Raw genomic sequence first — 18,448 nt, forward strand, 5'->3', positions numbered from 1 at the left:
ATGGGGTTGTTTTTTTGATGTATTTTGAAACTGTCTATTTTGGGGTACAAAACTGTCTCAATAATCACAAGATACCAATGAACTTTATTTTTGGGTTTTTTTCTTTTAATAAAGAAAGCAATTCATATTTTTTATCATTGACTAAGCAATCTTTCATCAATGGAAAAGGAAGACTACTCTTTGTTAAGAAAAAAAGCATGGAATCTGTCTCTATAATTCTATTAATATTCCTATATTCAAGATTTATGGCATTTTCAGCAGATAGATTTTTGATGGATAAGGTATTTTCGTAAAAAGTCATATCATATACCAATTCTGATATGCCCATTTCTTTAAGCCCACTCATGAATTTTCTTGCGATAGATCCTTTAAGACATATGCTTATGACACATAATATAACAATTCCTGATGCAGTAATAGCAGCGCTTGTAAATGCTCCCACTAGCATGAAAAGCAACCCTATAATAGCAAACATAATATTGCAAACAATAACAATAATACGGTAAACATTCGGATATAAGTAATCTTTTATCTCTTCTATAACCTTCTGGTTTATTTTTCCGGTTCCATGGTAGTATTCTTCCATTCATTACCTCCTTTTTGTTTCACTATTTTTTATTATATGCATAATCTTTAAAGTTTGTAAAAATCATCATAAAAACAGAGAGATAAAATATATGTCAAAAATAGCTTCTTTTGTTTCTTCTGAAATTGTCAGGTGGGTTTCCTCATAATAAAATTCCGTATTCTTTTCTGGAAAATTTTAATGTTATTATACTATACAAGTTGCTAAACTGTAAATAATATGTAACCATTTACCTGAGTTTAGAAAATGTTTTTTATTCCGGCAATGATCAACTTTTGGCATTTCATGTAAATGGCGAAAATCTTCTAGTATTTTTCCGAAGCATTATGTTACGTTATTGAAAGGCCTTCAATAAAATTTTCTAATGTTATTGACAAATATAATATAGCAGGGTATGATAATAAATGTAGACGATATGACTACAAAAGAAAGGAGGAATAGTAAAATAGTTATGGTTCACACCAACGATGAAATCTAAAATTCTGGTCTAAAAATAGGTGGAACGATGCAGAATAGAGTTTGTGAAATTACAGTTTTTGATAGAAAATAAATGATAAGAATCAATTCAAGGCAGGAGGGATCAATGCACTGTACATGTAGCTAAAGATTGCATCGTTGAAAAAGAAGAATAAAAATTTTTATAAAGAAAGTAGACTTAATGACTACATTCGGTAGTTAAGAAAGAAGAGCTTTATAAAATTTAGGAATTTGGGGAAGGTGAGAGGTCTCACACAGAACAATTTTCAAATTACTACAAATTATCAAAAATGAGGTGAGAAAAAATGAAGCACACACTATGTGTCTTAATCGGAATCATTGGCCATATGATCACAACCCTTTTCGGTGGCTGGGACACTGCGATCGGCACCCTGATCTTATTCATGACCATTGATTTTTCCTCCGGCTTAGCTGTAGCCGGAATATTCCACAACAGCCAGAAGACAAAAACAGGTACCTTGGAATCAAAAGCCGGCTGGAAAGGCCTATGCAGAAAATGCATGACCATGCTATTTGTATTAATCGCCCACCGACTAGACTTATCCCTGGGAACCTCCTACATACGAGATACGGTCATCATCGGTTTTATGGCAAACGAGCTCATATCTATTATAGAAAATGCTGGCCTTATGGGCCTGCCTCTCCCAGCGGCTCTTGTTAAAGCCATAGATATTTTAAACAACAAATCACAAACATCACAATAACAATGAAAAGCCCATCAAAAGCCCATCTTAATCCCGGTACATTCCCGCCCCATCCATCATATAATAATACAAAAAGGACAAGGTGACTTAATGGTTAAAAGCGAAGCAACGAAAACTATGCCAAACATAGAACTGTTGGGAATACAGGAGAATCTAAAGAATTCCGATTACACTGAGATTGAACGTTTCAGGGAATCCTTTGATGCAGACGAGATGGGTTTTGTGGGCCTAAGGGAAGGAATTTAATATGGAAGTTCAGAAACTATTGACACCATACAACTACAGCAACGGTCAAATAGACCGAATAAAATATATTGTAATACACTACGTAGGAGCTCTTGGAGGAGCAGAAGCAAACTGTAAATATTACGCCTCCCAATACATTGGAGCCAGTGCCCATTATTTTGTCGGATTCAACGGAGAAATATGGCAATCCGTTGAGGACAAAGATATTGCATGGCATTGCGGAGCAAAAACATATACCCATCCGGAATGCCGCAACAGCAACAGCCTGGGAATAGAGTTCTGTGTCAGGAACAATGGAAGTCAGTCAGATACAAGCAGAGACTGGTATTTTGAAGATGCAACAGTAGCAGCCGCAGTCCGGCTGACAAAAGAACTAATGAAGCAGTACCGCGTTCCGGCGGATCACGTAATCCGCCATTATGATGTAACGGGAAAAATCTGTCCCAATCCTTATGTATACAATCATACCGAACATACCTGGGATAGCTTTAAAGCAGCACTGGCAGAAGAGCAGCATAAATCCGGTTGGATTGAAGAAGAGGGCGGCTGGAGATTTTACTTAGGGAATACCGGAAATTATGTTACGAACGATTGGTATAAGGACGGAGAAAACTGGTACTGGTTCGACGGTGCCGGATTTATGGTAAAAGATACATGGAAAACCGGGTCAGATGGCAAATGGTATTATCTAAACAACAACGGTTCTATGGCAAAAAACCAGTGGATCATCTGGAAAGAAGAGCTATACCGGGTCACGGAAGACGGAAGCATGTTTGAAGGAAAGATGAATCTGAGCACAGATGAAAAAGGTGCTTTGCATATTGTCTGAAAAAAAGACGGGAGCCCGGCAATCCGGCCCCGTCTAAAAATATGGAAGCCGTCTAAAGCTGCCTAAAGATACTGGAAAATATTCATACACTATGCTAAAATTGCCTGTATAGCAGATAATTGTGCATCCCATGGATTTATCAGAAGAAGACCCAATGAATCAGCGGCATCCAAATTTTACCAACTTAATAACCAACAGTCAGTGAGGTAACCCTATGCTGGATTATAAACGAAACCCAATTCCAATCATTCTTATGTTCTATGCCATTTGCTTTGCATTCCGGACAATAGAATATTTTATATTCCGTACGGACCAATCAATGTTCGGTGAAGCATTTATACATAAACTGGCCGGCATTCTACTGCTTGGGATCTCCATTCCGTTTTTCCGGTATTCATGGACAGAAGTCGGTTTTTCTCCTGAAAAGGTGCTCCGGACTATTTTATCAGGAGCATTGCTTGGTGCCGTTGTTTTTACTGCAGGCTATGGAATTGAAATCCTGATTCAATCGTCAACAGGCGATTTTTCAGGACTTAAGTTTTACGTAACCAGCTATTCCGTTTTAGGCAACCAGGGGATGCAAAACAGCATTTTGTTTATCATGATCTGTATAGCAGGAAACATGATCAATGTAATAATGGAAGAGGGAGTTTTCCGGGGACTGTTTGTCAGGCTGGCAGAAGAAAAGTATTCCTTTCCCGCGGCATGTATCCTGTCTTCCGTTCTTTTTGGAGTATGGCATATCATGCAGCCATTAAGAACTGTAATAGACGGCAATCAGTCCATTGCAGGTGCATTTATAACCGGCCTGTTATTGGTGGTCACCAGTACTCTGCTTGGAATTCAGTACTGTATGCTTTATAAGCTTACAGGATCCCTGTGGGCAGGAATGGCGGCTCATTTTGTAAATAACACCACGGCCAATTTGCTGCACGTAGTCACATTTTCCGGTGTGGATGAACTACTGGCTGTCCGCATCACCATTGCACAAACCCTTTCATTTCTCATAGTACTTTTCTTTTATATCACTCGAAACAGAAAAGAATAGCTCCCATCCGCGTGGAAGTTATGAGAATAATCTTCTCAAGCAAACGCCCGGAGGACAATATGCCTAAAATTTGCGACAATAATTCGGCATTTATAACAAACAATATAAAATATATTGACACAGGCCTAAGAAAATGTTATTTTGTAATCATCAAAAACGTTTTCGTAAATAGGTATTTCATGCAACACTTCTAAAATGAAGTGTTAAAAAAAACCAAAGACCAAAAACGTTTTTGGAAAAATGAGGTGTAGAATGGCAAAATCAATTTATGACGTGGCACAGGAAACGGGATTATCAGTAAGTACAGTATCAAGAGCATTAAACGGATACAGCGATGTATCGGCCAAAACCAGGGCGCGCGTGGTGGAGGCGGCGGAAAGACTTGGGTATGTTCCCAATACCAGTGCCAAAAATCTGTCTTCAAAGAACAAAAAGAATGTGGCCTTACTCATTTGCGGACTTTTGGAAGAGGCCCAGTCTAACGAGTTCATGATGAATGTTATCCAGGGTGCTTATACTTACATGATGAAGCATGAGATCAATCTGGCCATGTATTCCATTGGGAAGGAAGAACAGGAAAAAAAGGATTTTGACACATTTTGCAGAGAATATTCATTATCAGGAGCCGTAATAATGGGACTCAGGATAACGGACCCTCTGGTAAAAAGCCTGCCTCACTCCGCCCTGCCCTGTGTGTCCATTGATATCCAGCTGGACGGAGCATGCACATCAGCAGTCATGACAGATGACAGAAAGGCGTTTGAGCAGGTCACCCAGTACGTGATCGATCGTGGACACAGGAAACTGATTCTTGTTTATGGGCGGAAAAAGTCCGATGTTTCCATCAGACGTCAACAGGGGTACTTAGATGCCCTTGAAAAGAACGGCATTGATCCCAAAAGCTGCAAAGTGATTTATACGGACTTTATGGAACAGAAAGCGTATGAAGGAACAAAGAAACTGCTGAAGGAATATAAAGAGGAGGCTGGGACCGCGTTTGTCTGCATGAGTGACTTAACGGCCATAGGTGTTTTAAGAGCAGTTCAGGAGCTGGGATATCAGAGCCCAAAAGATTTTTCCATTACCGGTTATGACGGCAACTACTTTATGAAATACATTGATCCTTTTATCACCCGCATCAACCAGAACATGTGGCAAAAAGGTTACGATGCGGCAAAGCTTCTCATGAAAATGGTGAATGACGAAAAGTATTCCAGAGTTCATATGACGAAATATTTTCTTGAGGAAGGCAAGAGTGTGAAACAATTGTAAAAAAATATTAAGGAGGAAATTTATGAAAAGAAAATTGGCGGGGATTATGGCAGCTGTTATGGCTGCGGCAGCGGTGATCAGCGGCTGTTCCGGTGGGAACAGTAAAACAACGGCACCAGGGGCAGGCAATTCAGATAATGCGCCGGGTAAGGAAATACAGATGACTTTTCCAACCTATCTGGCAGGTGAAAATGTTGGTGCTGTTTTCTTTCTTCCTGAAGTAGAACGGTTTAATCAGAAGTACGCAGGCAAGTATAAGATCGTGATCGAGGAGGTTCCTCAGGCCCAGTATGCGGAAAAGATTAAGCAATTGGCCCAGCAGAATAAGCTTCCCGCCATTGTCCACGCACCTGGCTCCGGTGGTATCGATCTTCAGTGGTTTAAGAGCGTAGTTCTTGCCAATGGCATGGCATATGACTTAAGCGACTTTGCAAATGCGAACCCGGAGGTAAAAAATAACTGGATTGATGACTCCATGGATTACTGCACCGTGGACGGAAAACTCATCTGCAAGCCCCTTTCCGTGTTAAAGCCTGTGGGTCTTTATTATAACAATACCATGTATAAGCCGGAAAAAGCCGTTAAGGATATGAAGCTTGACGAGTTCATGGAAAGCATCGGAGATAATAAGTTTGCATTCCAGACTGCGGAAAATGCCTGGACATCAGGACTTCTTCTCACTGCCCTTATTGCAAATCAGGAGGGGGGAGAGACATATCTGGCACAGTATGTGGATGACAAGCTGTATGATTACAACGATGCAAAGATCGTTTCCGCTATATCCATTCTGCAGAAACTCCTTCAGAGTAATGCATCAGCCAATACCATTGGCGCAGCTTACGCAGATGCAGCCAATGCATTTATGAGCAAGAGTGCTGCCCTCATATGCAACGGTTCCTGGATGGCCTCCGATTTTGATGAAGAATCAGCAGACAAGTGGTCAAATGGGTTTACCGGTGAGGAAGTGACTTCAGATATTTATCCAGGGAATTTTGCTATTGCCAATCCAAGAGTATTCGGTGAATTCTGGATCGCAGATACCGCTTCTGATGAGGAAAAGGAGCTGGCAAAAGCTTTCTTTGCTTTCCGTGATTCCAAGGAAGAAATCGAGCAGCTGGTACTGACCGAAGGCGGAGTGGCTCCGAAGCTTGATTACAGCGACGAATTCTTAAAGAAACAGGCAGAAAACCGCATCTTATCCCAGCTTGCCGAAAGCATGGATGAAAATACCAGATACACAGCATCTATTTTCGATGTGATGCCGGCTTCTGTTGCTGATACGGAATTTGGAAAGCTGCTTCCTAAGCTTGCAGATGGAACTCTTACGCCGGAGGAATTCTGCAGTCAGTTGACTCAGAAGGCGGAAGAAGCTAAAAACTAAACATTGTAACATGGGAATTCGGTTAAATACTGTTGCAAAAGCCTGTGTGAACAGGTGTAATGCAACAGTATTTTTTAGAAAGAGGGGAAGAAAATGAAAGCAGGTAAATCAAATTCCACTGTTTTGGAGAGAAGGAATTATAAGTGGTGCTACTTATTTTTACTGCCCTCCCTCCTGATATTTTTGCTGTTTTACTTATCACCAATCCTTACAGTAATCGCCACATCCTTTACAAAGTGGGATGGCTTCAACAAACCGGTCTTCATAGGGCTAAAAAATTACATCGATCTTTTTCATTCCAAAACCTTTCTCATATCTTTGAAAAACCTTCTTGCCTGGTCCGTGATTGCCGCCACTCTCCACGTAGGATTCGGCGTGCTGATGGCCTTTGTCCTGTATGCAAAGCCTAAAGGCTGGAAATTCACCAGAGTGATCTTTATGGTGCCTAATGTGATCTCAGCGGCTGCCTGGGCCATGATTTATAAATTCATCTTCAATGATGATATGGGTATTTTAAATAACCTGATCCGAAAATTTTCTCCGGACTTTCATGTCCAATGGTTCTTCCAGTCCCCATATGCATTCTGGGCGGTTACATGCACCTGGATCTTTTATGCGGTGATTGTAACCCTGGTGGTATTAAATGATTTGATGGCGGTCCCGGAGGAAGTGGTGGAAGCGGCAAGGGTAGACGGGGCATCCCCGTGGCAGCTGACCCGTCATATCATGCTTCCCCTTTGCAGAAATGCCATTGGAACCGGAGTGATCTGTTCCATCACTTCCAGGATCGCCATGTATGAGCAGATCAGGCTGACGACCGCAGGCGGCCCTGGGGACGATACTATGAACATACCATTAATTCTGGTCAATTCCATTTCTGATATGAAATACGGATACGCCAATGCCAACGGTATGGTCATGTTTGCTTTGGGCTTAATCATTCTGGCAGCCGTCAATATTACATTCCGTATGAATGACAGCATCTATTAGGAGGAGGGGCGAAATGAAGAAAAAAATTACTGTGTTTTGTATGTATTTTCTTATGGTCTTTACTGTGCTCATATCGGTCTTTCCGATTCTCTGGGTGATCATGTCATCTTTTAAAACAAATGCCCAGATTCTTGGAAATCCATTTACACTGCCGACTTCCATAAGTTTTGAACCATATATATACTTATTTGAGAAATACGATTTTCTGCGGTACGCGGTCAATTCCTTTCTGGTCTGCATTACCTCAACGCTCCTGTCGCTGCTGTTCTTTGCCATGGGCGCTTATGTGATCGGAAAGTACCGTTTTCCAGGTAAATCCCTGATTTTTGCCTTGTTTACCATTACCCTGCTGGTCCCTTCCCATTCCAAGGCACAGCCCATCTTTTCCCTGATCATGAAGATAAATCTGTATGACAACATCTGGGGTCTGGCGGTGGTTTACTTATCCATGGGGCTGGCAATGTCCGTGTTTATCTTAAAATCCACCTTTATGTCCATTCCGTCATCCTTAGATGAGGCGGCCAGGCTGGAAGGGGCTGGTTTTCTCCGGGTATTTTTCCAGATCAACCTTCCGCTGGCAAAAGGAGGGCTGGCTACGGCCGGAATTCTTATGTTTTTGAATAACTGGAATGAATTTTTTTACGCTTCCCTGCTGACCTCTTCCAATAAGAACAGGACTCTGCCGGTGGCGCTGCAATTTTTTACCGAATCATTTTCATATGACTACACAAAGCTGTTTGCCGCTTTGACCCTTGTCGTGCTTCCGGGCATCATTTTATATGCGCTGGCCCAGGAGCAGGTACAGGCCAGCGTTGCGGCATCAGGAGTAAAAGGCTGACAATATAGGAGAGCATAATGATTAACACAATGAATTTTTTGAAGGGTCAGGGAGATTTAAAAAACTGGCTGATGGAGGAAACGGAATTTGATGTCCGGAACCTGGGAAAATATGAGGCGGTTTTTGCCCAGGGAAATGGTTACATAGGGATGCGAAACGCTCTGGAAGAGCGGTATGTGGAAGAGGTGAGGAACACGTTCATCACCGGAACCTTCAATAAAGCGGGAGATGAAGAGGTGACGGAGCTTCCCAATCTTCCTGATGTAACTGCTATGGATATCTATGTTGACGGATATCGTCTGAACCTGCAGTCAGGTAAGGTCATGGAGTATTCCAGGATCATGAACTTAAAGAACGGAGAAACCACCAGAAAGGTTGTGTGGGAATGTCCGTCCAAGACTCTGGTAACGGCTGTTTTTAAACGGTTTGTGTCCTTAAAAAATGAACATGTTGCGGCGGAATGCCTGGAGCTGTCCTGTGACAACAGCGCGCAGCTGGTGATTGAAACGGGAATTCATGGAGATGTGACAAACCATGGGGCCATGCATTTTGAGAATTTAAGGCGCAGGATCTATGACGGCATCACCATGCAGTTTTTGGCGGAAACCACCGAGTCCCGGGTGCTGGCGGCGGTCCATAGTGCCTGCAGGATAAGCCGGGAGGAAAAGCCTCTTCCGGTTATGGGAAGAAGAACTATGGATCTGCGCTGGTCCGTGAAAGCAGAGGCCGGTGAAACCATCCGCTTAGAAAAGATATCCTGCTTTCATTCTTCCAGGGATCTGGCTTACGAAAAGGAAGAGCACTCCGATGTTCTTAATCGGCTGAAAGCAGACGGCATGGAGTGTTTGCAGATCGAATCTGATAAGGGATATGACAGACTGCTGGCAGAGTCAGAGGCAGTGTGGCAAGAATTCTGGAAAGATCATGAGGTGACCATACGGGGAAATAATGATTTTGACCAGCTTGCCCTCCGGTTTGCCCAGTATCATCTGAATATCATGGTGAAAAAGGACGACAACCGGGTGGGGATCGCTGCAAAGGCTCTGACAGGAGAAGGCTATAAGGGCCATTCCTTTTGGGATACGGAAATGTTCATCCTGCCTTATTTTACCCTTACGGAACCCCAAACCGCCAGAACCCTTCTGGAATACCGCTACAGAAATCTCTACGGCGCCCGCAAAAAGGCCGTCGAAAACGGCTGGGAAGGGGCCATGTATCCATGGGAGTGCGCCTGGATCGATGACGGTGAGGTAACTCCCTTATATCTTGGCACCGACGTGGTAACGGGCAAGGTGCAAAAGTGCCTGACAGGATTAATCGAGCATCATATCAGTGCAGATGTGGCTTATGCGGTATGGCAGTATTACCAGGCCTCCGGAGATCAGGACTATATGGACCGGTACGGATATGAAATCATATTGGATACGGCTCTTTTCTGGTCCAGCCGGCTGGAATGGAATGAGAAAAAGGATTGTTACGAAATCCTTGATGTGATCGGGCCGGATGAGTATAAGGAGCATGTGGATAATAATGCCTATACCAATTATATGGCGGATTATAATATGGGGCTGGCCGAACGTATTATGGAAGCTTTGCCAAAGGAAAATAAGGAGGTTTCAGACCGGCTGGATGAGAAGTTCCGTTTTGACCGGTTAAAACAGAGGCTGAAGGAAAAGAGGGCAAAGCTCTACTTACCGGCGCCGGGGGAAAACGGCATTGTTCCTCAGACCGACCAGTATATGAGCTTAGAGCCCATTGAACTGGCACCTTATAAGGCTTCCGGAAAGGTCCTTTTAATCCACCAGGATTATAATATGGAGCAGATGGGGAAACTCATGGTTTCCAAACAGGCCGATACGGTCATGCTGGATTTTGTGATGCCTAATTTGTTTTCCTTGGAAACAAAAAGGAAAAACTTTGTATTTTATGAAGATAAGACCCTTCATGATTCATCCTTAAGCCGCTGCGTTCATGCAGTGTTAGCCAATGATTACGGAATGGAGGACATGGCCTACCAGATGCATCAGGCGGCATGCTCCATCGATCTGGGACCCAATATGAAATCATCGGAGGAAGGAATTCACAGTGCCTCCATCGGTGGGATATGGTTAAGCTGCGTCATGGGCTTTGGAGGGCTTAGGATCCGCCGCGGCGGCCTGGAACTTAATCCCAAGCTTCCTAAGGCCTGGGAAGAGCTTCGGTTTCCTTTGGTATGGAAGGGCCAGAAGCTGACGGTTACAGTGGATAAGAAAGGCGTTACAATCGCAAACAACGGAAGCTGCCCGGTATCGCTTATGGTATTCGGAAGAAACAGCAGTGTGGAACCGGAAGCATCTGTTTACGTGGAAAAGAAAATCTATGAAGCGGTTATTTTTGATTTGGACGGAGTGATCTGCCATACCGATCATTACCACTATCTTGCATGGAAAGAGGTGGCAGATGAGCTGGGGATTTATTTTGATGAGGTCATCAATAACCGGCTGCGGGGTGTCAGCCGGAAGGAGAGCTTTGATATCATATTGGAACGGTATGATAAGGTCATGAGGGAAGAAGATAAGGAAAGATATTTAACGAAGAAAAATGAGGGTTATAAAAAACTGTTGGAAGGCATGACCCCTTCCGATTTGCCGGAGGAAACAAAGGATACGTTGATAGAGCTTAGAAAACGGGGGATAAAACTGGCGATCGGTTCCTCCAGCAAGAACGCAGGGCTGATCTTAAAGCAGCTGGGATTGGAACATTTTTTTGACGCAGTCTCTGACGGAAATGCAATCACTCATTCAAAGCCTCATCCGGAAGTATTTCAAAAGGCAGCAGCCATGCTAAACTGCAAGGCGGAAAGCTGTCTTGTGGTAGAAGACGCCGAGGCAGGGCTTATGGCAGCAAAATCTGGCGGAATGGATTGCGGAGCAGTGGGAGATGCGGTAAAATCGTTATTAGCAGATTATAAGCTGTCAGCCTTCTGCCAGTTGCTGGAGATCGTTGGATAAGGAGGAAATCAGATGGAGGAACACAGGAGACAACTGGATATCCGCTCCGTACCCTTTAGCAGATACGGCTCTTATTTGGCATTTTCCTATCCTCAGGATGGCACGAAGGAATTTGACGGCCACATGGCGGTGCGGGTACTTTACGGTGCGTTTTCCCAACAGGAGACTTATCCCATCATCCCGGTAAACGATGATGGGAAGCCGGAAGAGACGATAGCAGTTTCCATGTCGCCCTGGGAACTGGACGTAACTTCTGAAACAGGAGAATACTCCATCTGCTTTGGGGATGAGGAAGGGTTTCTTCTGAAATCAAACAGCTCTGTTCTGATTACAAAGACAAAAGCGGGTTCCTATGACAGAGTGATGGGACACATGGATGGAAGCTTTGAAATAGCGGGAGATGATATGGCCCTCCATGTAATCCTGCGAAAAGGAAAGGCAAAGGATCAATCGGCATGTCCGGACAATGGCTTTGGAAGCAGCAGGCTGGAACTTCTTCTAAGCCCGGAGAAGGGAGAGCTGTTGGCCGTAATTACCCTTACCGGTTTAAGCCCGCAGAAAAAAGAGTACGGGAGCTATGCCTTGTGCCGCCAGACGGTAAAAGAAGAATATCTGGAGTTTGAGAAAGGGATCATGAACGGGATCATGAACGGTTTAAAAGGGACAGATCCTGCTTTTGAAAAAGCTGGAAGGGAAGCAGCCTATGTTTTGTGGCATTCCGTGCTCCAGCCTTCCGGTTATATCAAAAGACCGGTTATGGTCATGACGAAGAACTGGATGAATCTTGTATGGAGCTGGGATTATGCCTTTAACGGCCTTGCCCTGGTCTCGTCCCATCCAGAGCTGGCATACGGCCAGTTTTTAGCCATGGCGGACCAACAGGATGAGTATGGCGCATACCCCGATGCTTACCAGGCAAGGACGGTCATCCGTTCCTTTGTTAAGCCTCCGGTCCAGGGATTTATTCTAAAGAAAATGTTTCAGATCCATGATCCGGGCAGTGAAGTAAAGGAGAGGCTGTACCGTTCCGTCGCCTCCTTTACCGATTGGTGGATGACCTACCGGGTGGAGGAAAACGGCATCCCTACCTACCAGCATGGCAATGATTCCGGCTGGGACAATGCCACCGTTTTCCGTCTGGGCTTGCCGGTCCAGTCGCCGGATTTATCGGCCTGGCTAGTCTTGCAGATGGAGTTTCTGGAGCATACGGCAAGACAGCTTGGGTGGATGTCAGAGGCGGAAGCGTGGAAGGAAAAAGGGGAAAATCTGCTCTCTAAGCTGTTGGCCTATTTTGTGAGAGAGGGCCGGTTTGAAGCGGTGAAGATCCCTGAGATGGAAGTGGTTCCTTCCGATTCCCTGATCTTGTATCTTCCCCTGATTCTTGGGGAACGCCTTCCAGAGAAGCTTCGGGAAAATCTGATTTCAGAGCTTTTAGAGAAAGGCCATCTGGCCGGTCCCTGGGGGTTTGCATCAGAGCCTTTAGACAGCATGCTGTTTGAAGAAGACGGATACTGGCGGGGAGCGGTATGGCCAGCCGCTGCCATGATTCTGGTCGATGCCTTAAGACAGTGCGGCAGACAGAAAGAGGCACGCTTTTATGCGGAACGTTTCTGCAGACTTTGTGCTGAAAATGGATTTTATGAAAATTACAGTGCACTGGACGGGCGGGGCCTGAGGGATCACGGCTTTACCTGGACAGCCAGTGTGTTTCTTATTCTGTTGCGTGATTATGTATTGGAATAGATGGGGCGTGACCTGACTGGCTGTCAGGCACATTAACCATAAATATATTGTAGTAGAAAGGAGAAGACTATGAAAATATGGTGGAATGAATCTGTAGTATATCAAATTTACCCCAGAAGCTTCTGTGACAGCAATGGGGATGGGATCGGCGATATAGGGGGGATCATAAGCAAGCTGGACTATTTAAAAGAGCTGGGGATCGATGTGGTCTGGCTGTCTCCCGTGTACGATTCCCCAAACGATGACAATGGCTACGATATCCGTGATTACCGTGACATCATGAAGGAATTTGGAACCATGGAGGACTTTGACAGACTTTTAGAAGAGCTGCATAAACGGGGAATCAAACTGGTTATGGATCTTGTGGTAAACCACACCTCAGATGAGCATTCATGGTTTTTAGAAAGCAGAAAATCAAAGGATAATCCTTTCCGGGATTATTACATATGGAGAGATGGAAAAGACGGAAAAGAGCCCAATAACTGGGGATCCTGCTTTTCCGGACCTGCATGGAAATATGATGAGGAAACAGATCAGTATTTCCTTCATCTTTTTTCCGAAAAACAACCTGACTTAAACTGGGATAACGGGAAAGTCCGGACAGAGGTATACGATATGATGAAATGGTGGCTGGATAAGGGCATCGACGGATTCCGCATGGATGTGATCAGCCTGATTTCCAAGCAGGAAGGACTTCCCGACGGTCCGGCCATGATCAATGGGTATGCCAGCTTTAATGTTTCCGCCAACGGTCCAAAGGTTCACGAATATTTAAAGGAAATGAACCGGGAGGTTTTATCCGGCTATGATATCATGACGGTAGGAGAGTGCTCCGGCGTGACTCTTGAGGAAGCGGCCAGATACGCATCCTCTGATGGAAGTGAACTTAACATGGTATTCCAGTTTGAGCATATGGATGTGGATGGGGATCCCGACAACAAATGGACGGATAAGAAGCTCCATCTTCCGGATCTTAAAGCCATTATGACAAAATGGCAGAAAGGGCTTGAGGGAATAGCCTGGAACAGCCTGTTTTGGGATAATCATGACCAGCCCAGAGTTGTTTCCCGTTTTGGAAGCGACTGTGAGGAATACCGGGAGCGCTCAGCCAAGATGCTTGCTACCTGCCTCCATATGATGCAGGGAACTCCTTATGTGTATCAGGGAGAGGAATTAGGAATGACCAATGTCCCCTTTAAAACCATCCATGACTTTCGGGATCTGGACAGCATAAATGCCTACTATGAGCTGACAGAAAAAGGAATTTTTACCCAAGAGGAAATGATGAAGTATTTAAGGTATAAGAGCCGGGACAATGCGAGGACCCCTATGCAGTGGGATACAAGCGCAAATGCCGGATTTTCAGAAGCCGCCCCGTGGATCATGGTAAATCCCAATTATGAAAGCATCAATGCCAAAGAACAGGTAGAACGAAAGACTTCTGTATTCCATTATTATAAACAATTGATCGCTCTGCGCCACGAATATGAGATCATCGTTTATGGCAGTTACGAGCTGCTGCTTCCCGATGATCCGGATATCTATGCCTACGTGAGGACCCTGGGAGACAGGAAGCTTCTGGTCGTATGCAGCTTCTGCGGACGGACGTTAAATTACAGCATACCAGAGGAATTTGAATCAGGAACCGTTTTGATCGGCAATTATGATACAAAGGAGAGAAAAAGCGGAGAGCTGAAACCTTATGAAGCATTTGTGATTTATCAATAGTTTAACCTCATCATGCAGCGGATTGAGAATATCCAATTGACTATAAAAAAAGGCTTTTACAAAATAGTTCTGTGTGAGACTATTTTGTAAAAGCCTTAAAACTGCACAAAAAATCCCATTCAGTGGGTTATTCCGAATGGGATAAAAGTCTGTTCTATGAATTAAGCCATTGTGTTTACAGCCTTTGAGATTCTGGATACTTTTCTGGAAGCGGTATTCTTATGATATACGCCCTTAGTAGTAGCCTTATCGATCTCTGAGATAGTGTTTACTAAAATTGCCTGTGCAGCAGCCTTGTCACCGGCAACGATAGCAGCCTCTACCTTCTTGATAGATGTTTTCACTTTGGATCTGATCGCTTTATTTCTTGCAGCCTTTGTTTCGTTTACTAAAATTCTCTTTTTTGCAGATTTAATGTTAGCCAATCGGTACACCTCCAATAATATGATATATGATTATTATTTGTTTTGCATCAAAGCCTGGACACGGACAGTTCAATGTAAACATACCTTAGTATTCTATCGAATTTCAACGCAGATGTCAATACATAATTCCCGTATTTTTGCAGAAAATACCTTAGAAATGCTGGAAAGCCATATAGGCATGCCTTTATGCCCAAAAAGCATGAGTAATAAAGAGGAAAGCCGTACAGGCAAACCTTTATGCCAAAAAACATTGGCAATAAAGAGGAATGCCTTAAGGAATACCTTTATGCCCAAAAAGCATGGGCAGTAAATAGGAAAGGTGGAAAAAATGGAAAACACATTTACAGTGCGTACAGACCTTGCGGTAGAAGAAAGAGAGAGTTTCCCGGGTGATGGCGGTGAGATATCAGGAGTGTCTCTGCGTGAGTGGCATCGATCAGACAGTCACATAAAAATGACCGAGGTAAAAATTCTTGACGAAAAAGGCTCAAAGGCCATGGGAAAACCCATTGGGACCTATATTACCCTGGAGGCCGATGAGCTTTCCATGAAAGACGAAGATTATCACAGAGAAGTATCGGAGGAGCTGGCAAACCAGATCGAACGACTCCTTGCAGGAAAAGATTACCGGAAACCGAATTTTCATGTTTTGGTGGCCGGGCTTGGCAATTCTTCCGTGACACCGGACTCCCTTGGCCCCAGAGTTTTAAAAAATCTACAGGTAACAAGGCATCTGAAAATCCAGTACGGAGATGATTTCTGGAAGGGAAGAACCATGCCAATTATCAGCGGTATCGTTCCGGGAGTCATGGCTCAGACAGGAATGGAAAGTGCCGAGATCTTAAAAGGAATTATTAAAGAAACAGAGCCGGATCTCATCATTGCCATTGATGCGCTGGCAGCCAGAAGCGTAAAGCGGCTTGGAACTACCATTCAGCTTACGAATACAGGAATCCATCCGGGATCAGGAGTTGGCAATCACAGACACAGCCTTACTTTGGAAAGCCTTGGCGTGCCGGTCATGGCCATCGGAGTGCCTACCGTTGTAGGGGCGGCAGCCATTGTCCATGATACGTTTTCCGCCATGATTGGCGCTCTTTCTGAAAGCATGGAAACAAAGGGAATGGGAGATTTCATCAGTAATCTGAATTCGGATGAGCAGTATGATCTTATCCGGGAATTGCTGGAACCGGAATTCGGGCCAATGTATGTGACACCTCCGGATATTGATGAAACGGTAAAGGAACTTAGCTTTACCATCTCGGAAGGAATCCATCTGGCATTTTTGGGACAGGAAGATTCGTAGTAAATGGCAGGCATTCCGCATAGGATATTATGAATAATCTATGCAGGAAGGCGGTTATGAGGCGGAGAAAGAAGGAAATTAACTGGTATATAAGAAAAATGATGATCATCGTAAGCCTGGTCCTGGCCGTTCTTCTCAGCATAAAAGAAGTATCAGAAGTGAGAGAAAAGGCGGATCCGCATAAAGTGGAACATTGGGCGAAAGAAGGGGCCGGCTTCGGGATTTCCTATATCTGGAGGCTCCAGTATCCGGCCGCAACATGGGATGAGAGTGATCAAAACAGTATTCTGTCCGGAACCCATGAAAAATCCATGATAAACGCTCTCTGTGATATCCTTTTCAGTCAGTCACCGCTTTACCGGTATGGCGGCAGCGGCAAAGGGTCAGCGAACCATGGAGAAGTGGATCCGGCCTATGAAGGATATTTGGAAAGCGGAAAATTTTATGAGGAACACAGCTTCCTTTTATATGACGGCGGAGAGGAAAGCGGAGAAGACGGAAGCATCAATGCCGGAACCCATAAGGCACAGCCGGCAGAGCAGCCGCCGGCTGGAGGGGACACGACAGCCAATCAGATACCGGAACAAAATCAGACAACAGAGACTGCCCAGGCGGCAAAAGCTGATAAAGGAAATACGCTGACTGCGGATAAGGACCCTGCAATGACCTGTGCGTCCAGCGCTTTATGGCCGATAGCAGGGGCCGTATACCGCAAGGAACAGCTGGCTGACTATGACTTCCTCATCCAGCATTTTTACAGTATCCATACCTCCACAACGGCAGGCAGGGATTTAATGAAGGCGGATGAGTTTCTTTCCAAGGATTTTACCCTGGAGGGTGGAAATGACAAACCACAGATCCTCATTTACCATACCCATTCCCAGGAGGAATTTTCGGACCACGGGCCGAATAATCCCAATGCAACCGTGGTAGGAATCGGAAACTATCTTACGGAGCTTTTGACCAAAAAAGGTTACAATGTGATTCATGATACTTCGGTTTATGATTTGCAAAACGGAAAGCTGGATAGAAACAAAGCATATACTTATGCCCTGGATGGCATTACAGAAATCCTCCAGAAGAACCCCTCGATAGAGGTGATACTGGATGTTCACCGGGATGGGGTAAATGAGAATCTGCATATGGTGAACCAGGTCAACGGGAAACCAACCGCTCCCATTATGTTTTTTAATGGGGTCAGCCAGACACCAAAAGGGCCGATTGAGTATCTTCCCAATCCTTATCGAACGCAGAACCTTGCTTTCAGCTTGCAGATGCAGCTTGACGCTGCGGCCTATTTTCCGAATCTGACCCGGAAAATATACATAAAAGGCCTTCGGTATAATCAGCACTTAAGAGCAAGGTCAGCCCTGATTGAAGTAGGCGCCCAGACCAATACATACCAGGAAGCGTTAAACGCCATGGAACCTCTGTCAGAAATTTTGGATATGGTGTTGCAAGGTAACTAAGAAATGGTATATTTAAATAATAAAAAGCAGGGAACCGGCTTAGCTCCTAGGTATCCCTGCTATTTATTATGAAATGATGCAAATTTAATACGATTTCCTGCAATTTCACTGCAACCTCAATATGACGGTTGGGGTAAAAATGGCTATGCTTGTAAAAATACCACTTATTTAGTAGTCTTTTCTCTGTATAGATTATCAAAGATATAACAGAATATAGGTATCCATCAATTTGCTGCCAGGAAAATAATTGCAGATTAAAATGGAATATGTTACCATAATGACATGGAACAATCGTGTCACTGCAAGGGTGTTGGCCTTCCATTATTACATAGATGGGAGGTGGTGCGGATGAAGTACGAATTTAAAGACCTTATGGCTTTTGGTACATTCATTTT

General features: G+C 44.2%; 15 protein-coding genes. 13 read left to right on the plus strand and 2 right to left on the minus strand.

The features are described 5' to 3' along the window. Positions 1-64 precede the first annotated feature (64 nt). Complete coding sequence (locus tag RT269_RS17035; protein WP_313184339.1) at positions 65-586, minus strand: hypothetical protein; 522 nt, start codon at positions 584-586, stop codon at positions 65-67. A 782-nt stretch (positions 587-1,368) separates the two neighbouring features. On the opposite strand from RT269_RS17035, the gene RT269_RS17040 reads away from it, so the two are divergent. From RT269_RS17040 to RT269_RS17090, 11 genes are all read left to right on the plus strand, one after another. After that, on the plus strand, positions 1,369-1,788 hold the full coding sequence (locus RT269_RS17040) for a phage holin family protein (RefSeq protein ID WP_313184340.1): 420 nt from the start codon (positions 1,369-1,371) through the stop codon (positions 1,786-1,788). A 90-nt stretch (positions 1,789-1,878) separates the two neighbouring features. Beyond that, the gene (locus tag RT269_RS17045; protein WP_313184342.1) at positions 1,879-2,034 is read left to right on the plus strand and encodes a hypothetical protein; all 156 of its coding nucleotides are present in this window, start codon (positions 1,879-1,881) and stop codon (positions 2,032-2,034) included. Position 2,035: 1 nt separating this feature from the next. Continuing rightward, positions 2,036-2,863, plus strand: a complete 828-nt coding sequence (locus tag RT269_RS17050; protein WP_313184344.1) for a peptidoglycan recognition protein family protein — start codon at positions 2,036-2,038, stop codon at positions 2,861-2,863. Positions 2,864-3,077: 214 nt separating this feature from the next. Next, entirely contained in the window at positions 3,078-3,911 is an 834-nt protein-coding gene (locus tag RT269_RS17055; RefSeq protein WP_313184346.1) for a CPBP family intramembrane glutamic endopeptidase, read from the plus strand. 252 nt (positions 3,912-4,163) lie between these two features. Next, complete coding sequence (locus tag RT269_RS17060) at positions 4,164-5,183, plus strand: LacI family DNA-binding transcriptional regulator (protein WP_313184348.1); 1,020 nt, start codon at positions 4,164-4,166, stop codon at positions 5,181-5,183. A 22-nt stretch (positions 5,184-5,205) separates the two neighbouring features. Beyond that, positions 5,206-6,564 (plus strand): ABC transporter substrate-binding protein, encoded by a 1,359-nt coding sequence (locus tag RT269_RS17065; RefSeq protein ID WP_313184350.1) that lies wholly within the window; start codon positions 5,206-5,208, stop codon positions 6,562-6,564. Between the two features lie 93 nt (positions 6,565-6,657). Then, positions 6,658-7,554, plus strand: coding sequence for a carbohydrate ABC transporter permease (locus tag RT269_RS17070; protein WP_313184351.1), 897 nt, complete (start codon positions 6,658-6,660; stop codon positions 7,552-7,554). 13 nt (positions 7,555-7,567) lie between these two features. Continuing rightward, positions 7,568-8,392 (plus strand): carbohydrate ABC transporter permease, encoded by an 825-nt coding sequence (locus RT269_RS17075; protein ID WP_313184353.1) that lies wholly within the window; start codon positions 7,568-7,570, stop codon positions 8,390-8,392. A gap of 17 nt (positions 8,393-8,409) precedes the next feature. Next, positions 8,410-11,382, plus strand: coding sequence for a beta-phosphoglucomutase (gene pgmB, locus RT269_RS17080; RefSeq protein WP_313184354.1), 2,973 nt, complete (start codon positions 8,410-8,412; stop codon positions 11,380-11,382). A 12-nt stretch (positions 11,383-11,394) separates the two neighbouring features. Further along, on the plus strand, positions 11,395-13,125 hold the full coding sequence (locus RT269_RS17085; RefSeq protein WP_313184356.1) for an amylo-alpha-1,6-glucosidase: 1,731 nt from the start codon (positions 11,395-11,397) through the stop codon (positions 13,123-13,125). A 69-nt stretch (positions 13,126-13,194) separates the two neighbouring features. Beyond that, a complete protein-coding gene (locus RT269_RS17090; RefSeq protein WP_313184357.1) occupies positions 13,195-14,853 on the plus strand; it encodes a glycoside hydrolase family 13 protein in 1,659 nt (552 codons plus the stop codon). Between the two features lie 161 nt (positions 14,854-15,014). Here RT269_RS17090 and rpsT read toward each other — a convergent pair whose 3' ends face one another. Next, entirely contained in the window at positions 15,015-15,278 is a 264-nt protein-coding gene (gene rpsT / locus RT269_RS17095) for a 30S ribosomal protein S20 (RefSeq protein ID WP_025231537.1), read from the minus strand. Positions 15,279-15,606: 328 nt separating this feature from the next. On the opposite strand from rpsT, the gene gpr reads away from it, so the two are divergent. Next, positions 15,607-16,584, plus strand: a complete 978-nt coding sequence (gpr, locus tag RT269_RS17100; RefSeq protein WP_313184359.1) for a GPR endopeptidase — start codon at positions 15,607-15,609, stop codon at positions 16,582-16,584. Between the two features lie 56 nt (positions 16,585-16,640). Continuing rightward, positions 16,641-18,053, plus strand: coding sequence for a stage II sporulation protein P (locus tag RT269_RS17105; protein WP_313184360.1), 1,413 nt, complete (start codon positions 16,641-16,643; stop codon positions 18,051-18,053). The last annotated feature ends 395 nt before the right edge of the window (positions 18,054-18,448 follow it).

Source organism: Lacrimispora sp. (assembly GCF_032078915.1).
Classification (GTDB): domain Bacteria; phylum Bacillota; class Clostridia; order Lachnospirales; family Lachnospiraceae; genus Lacrimispora.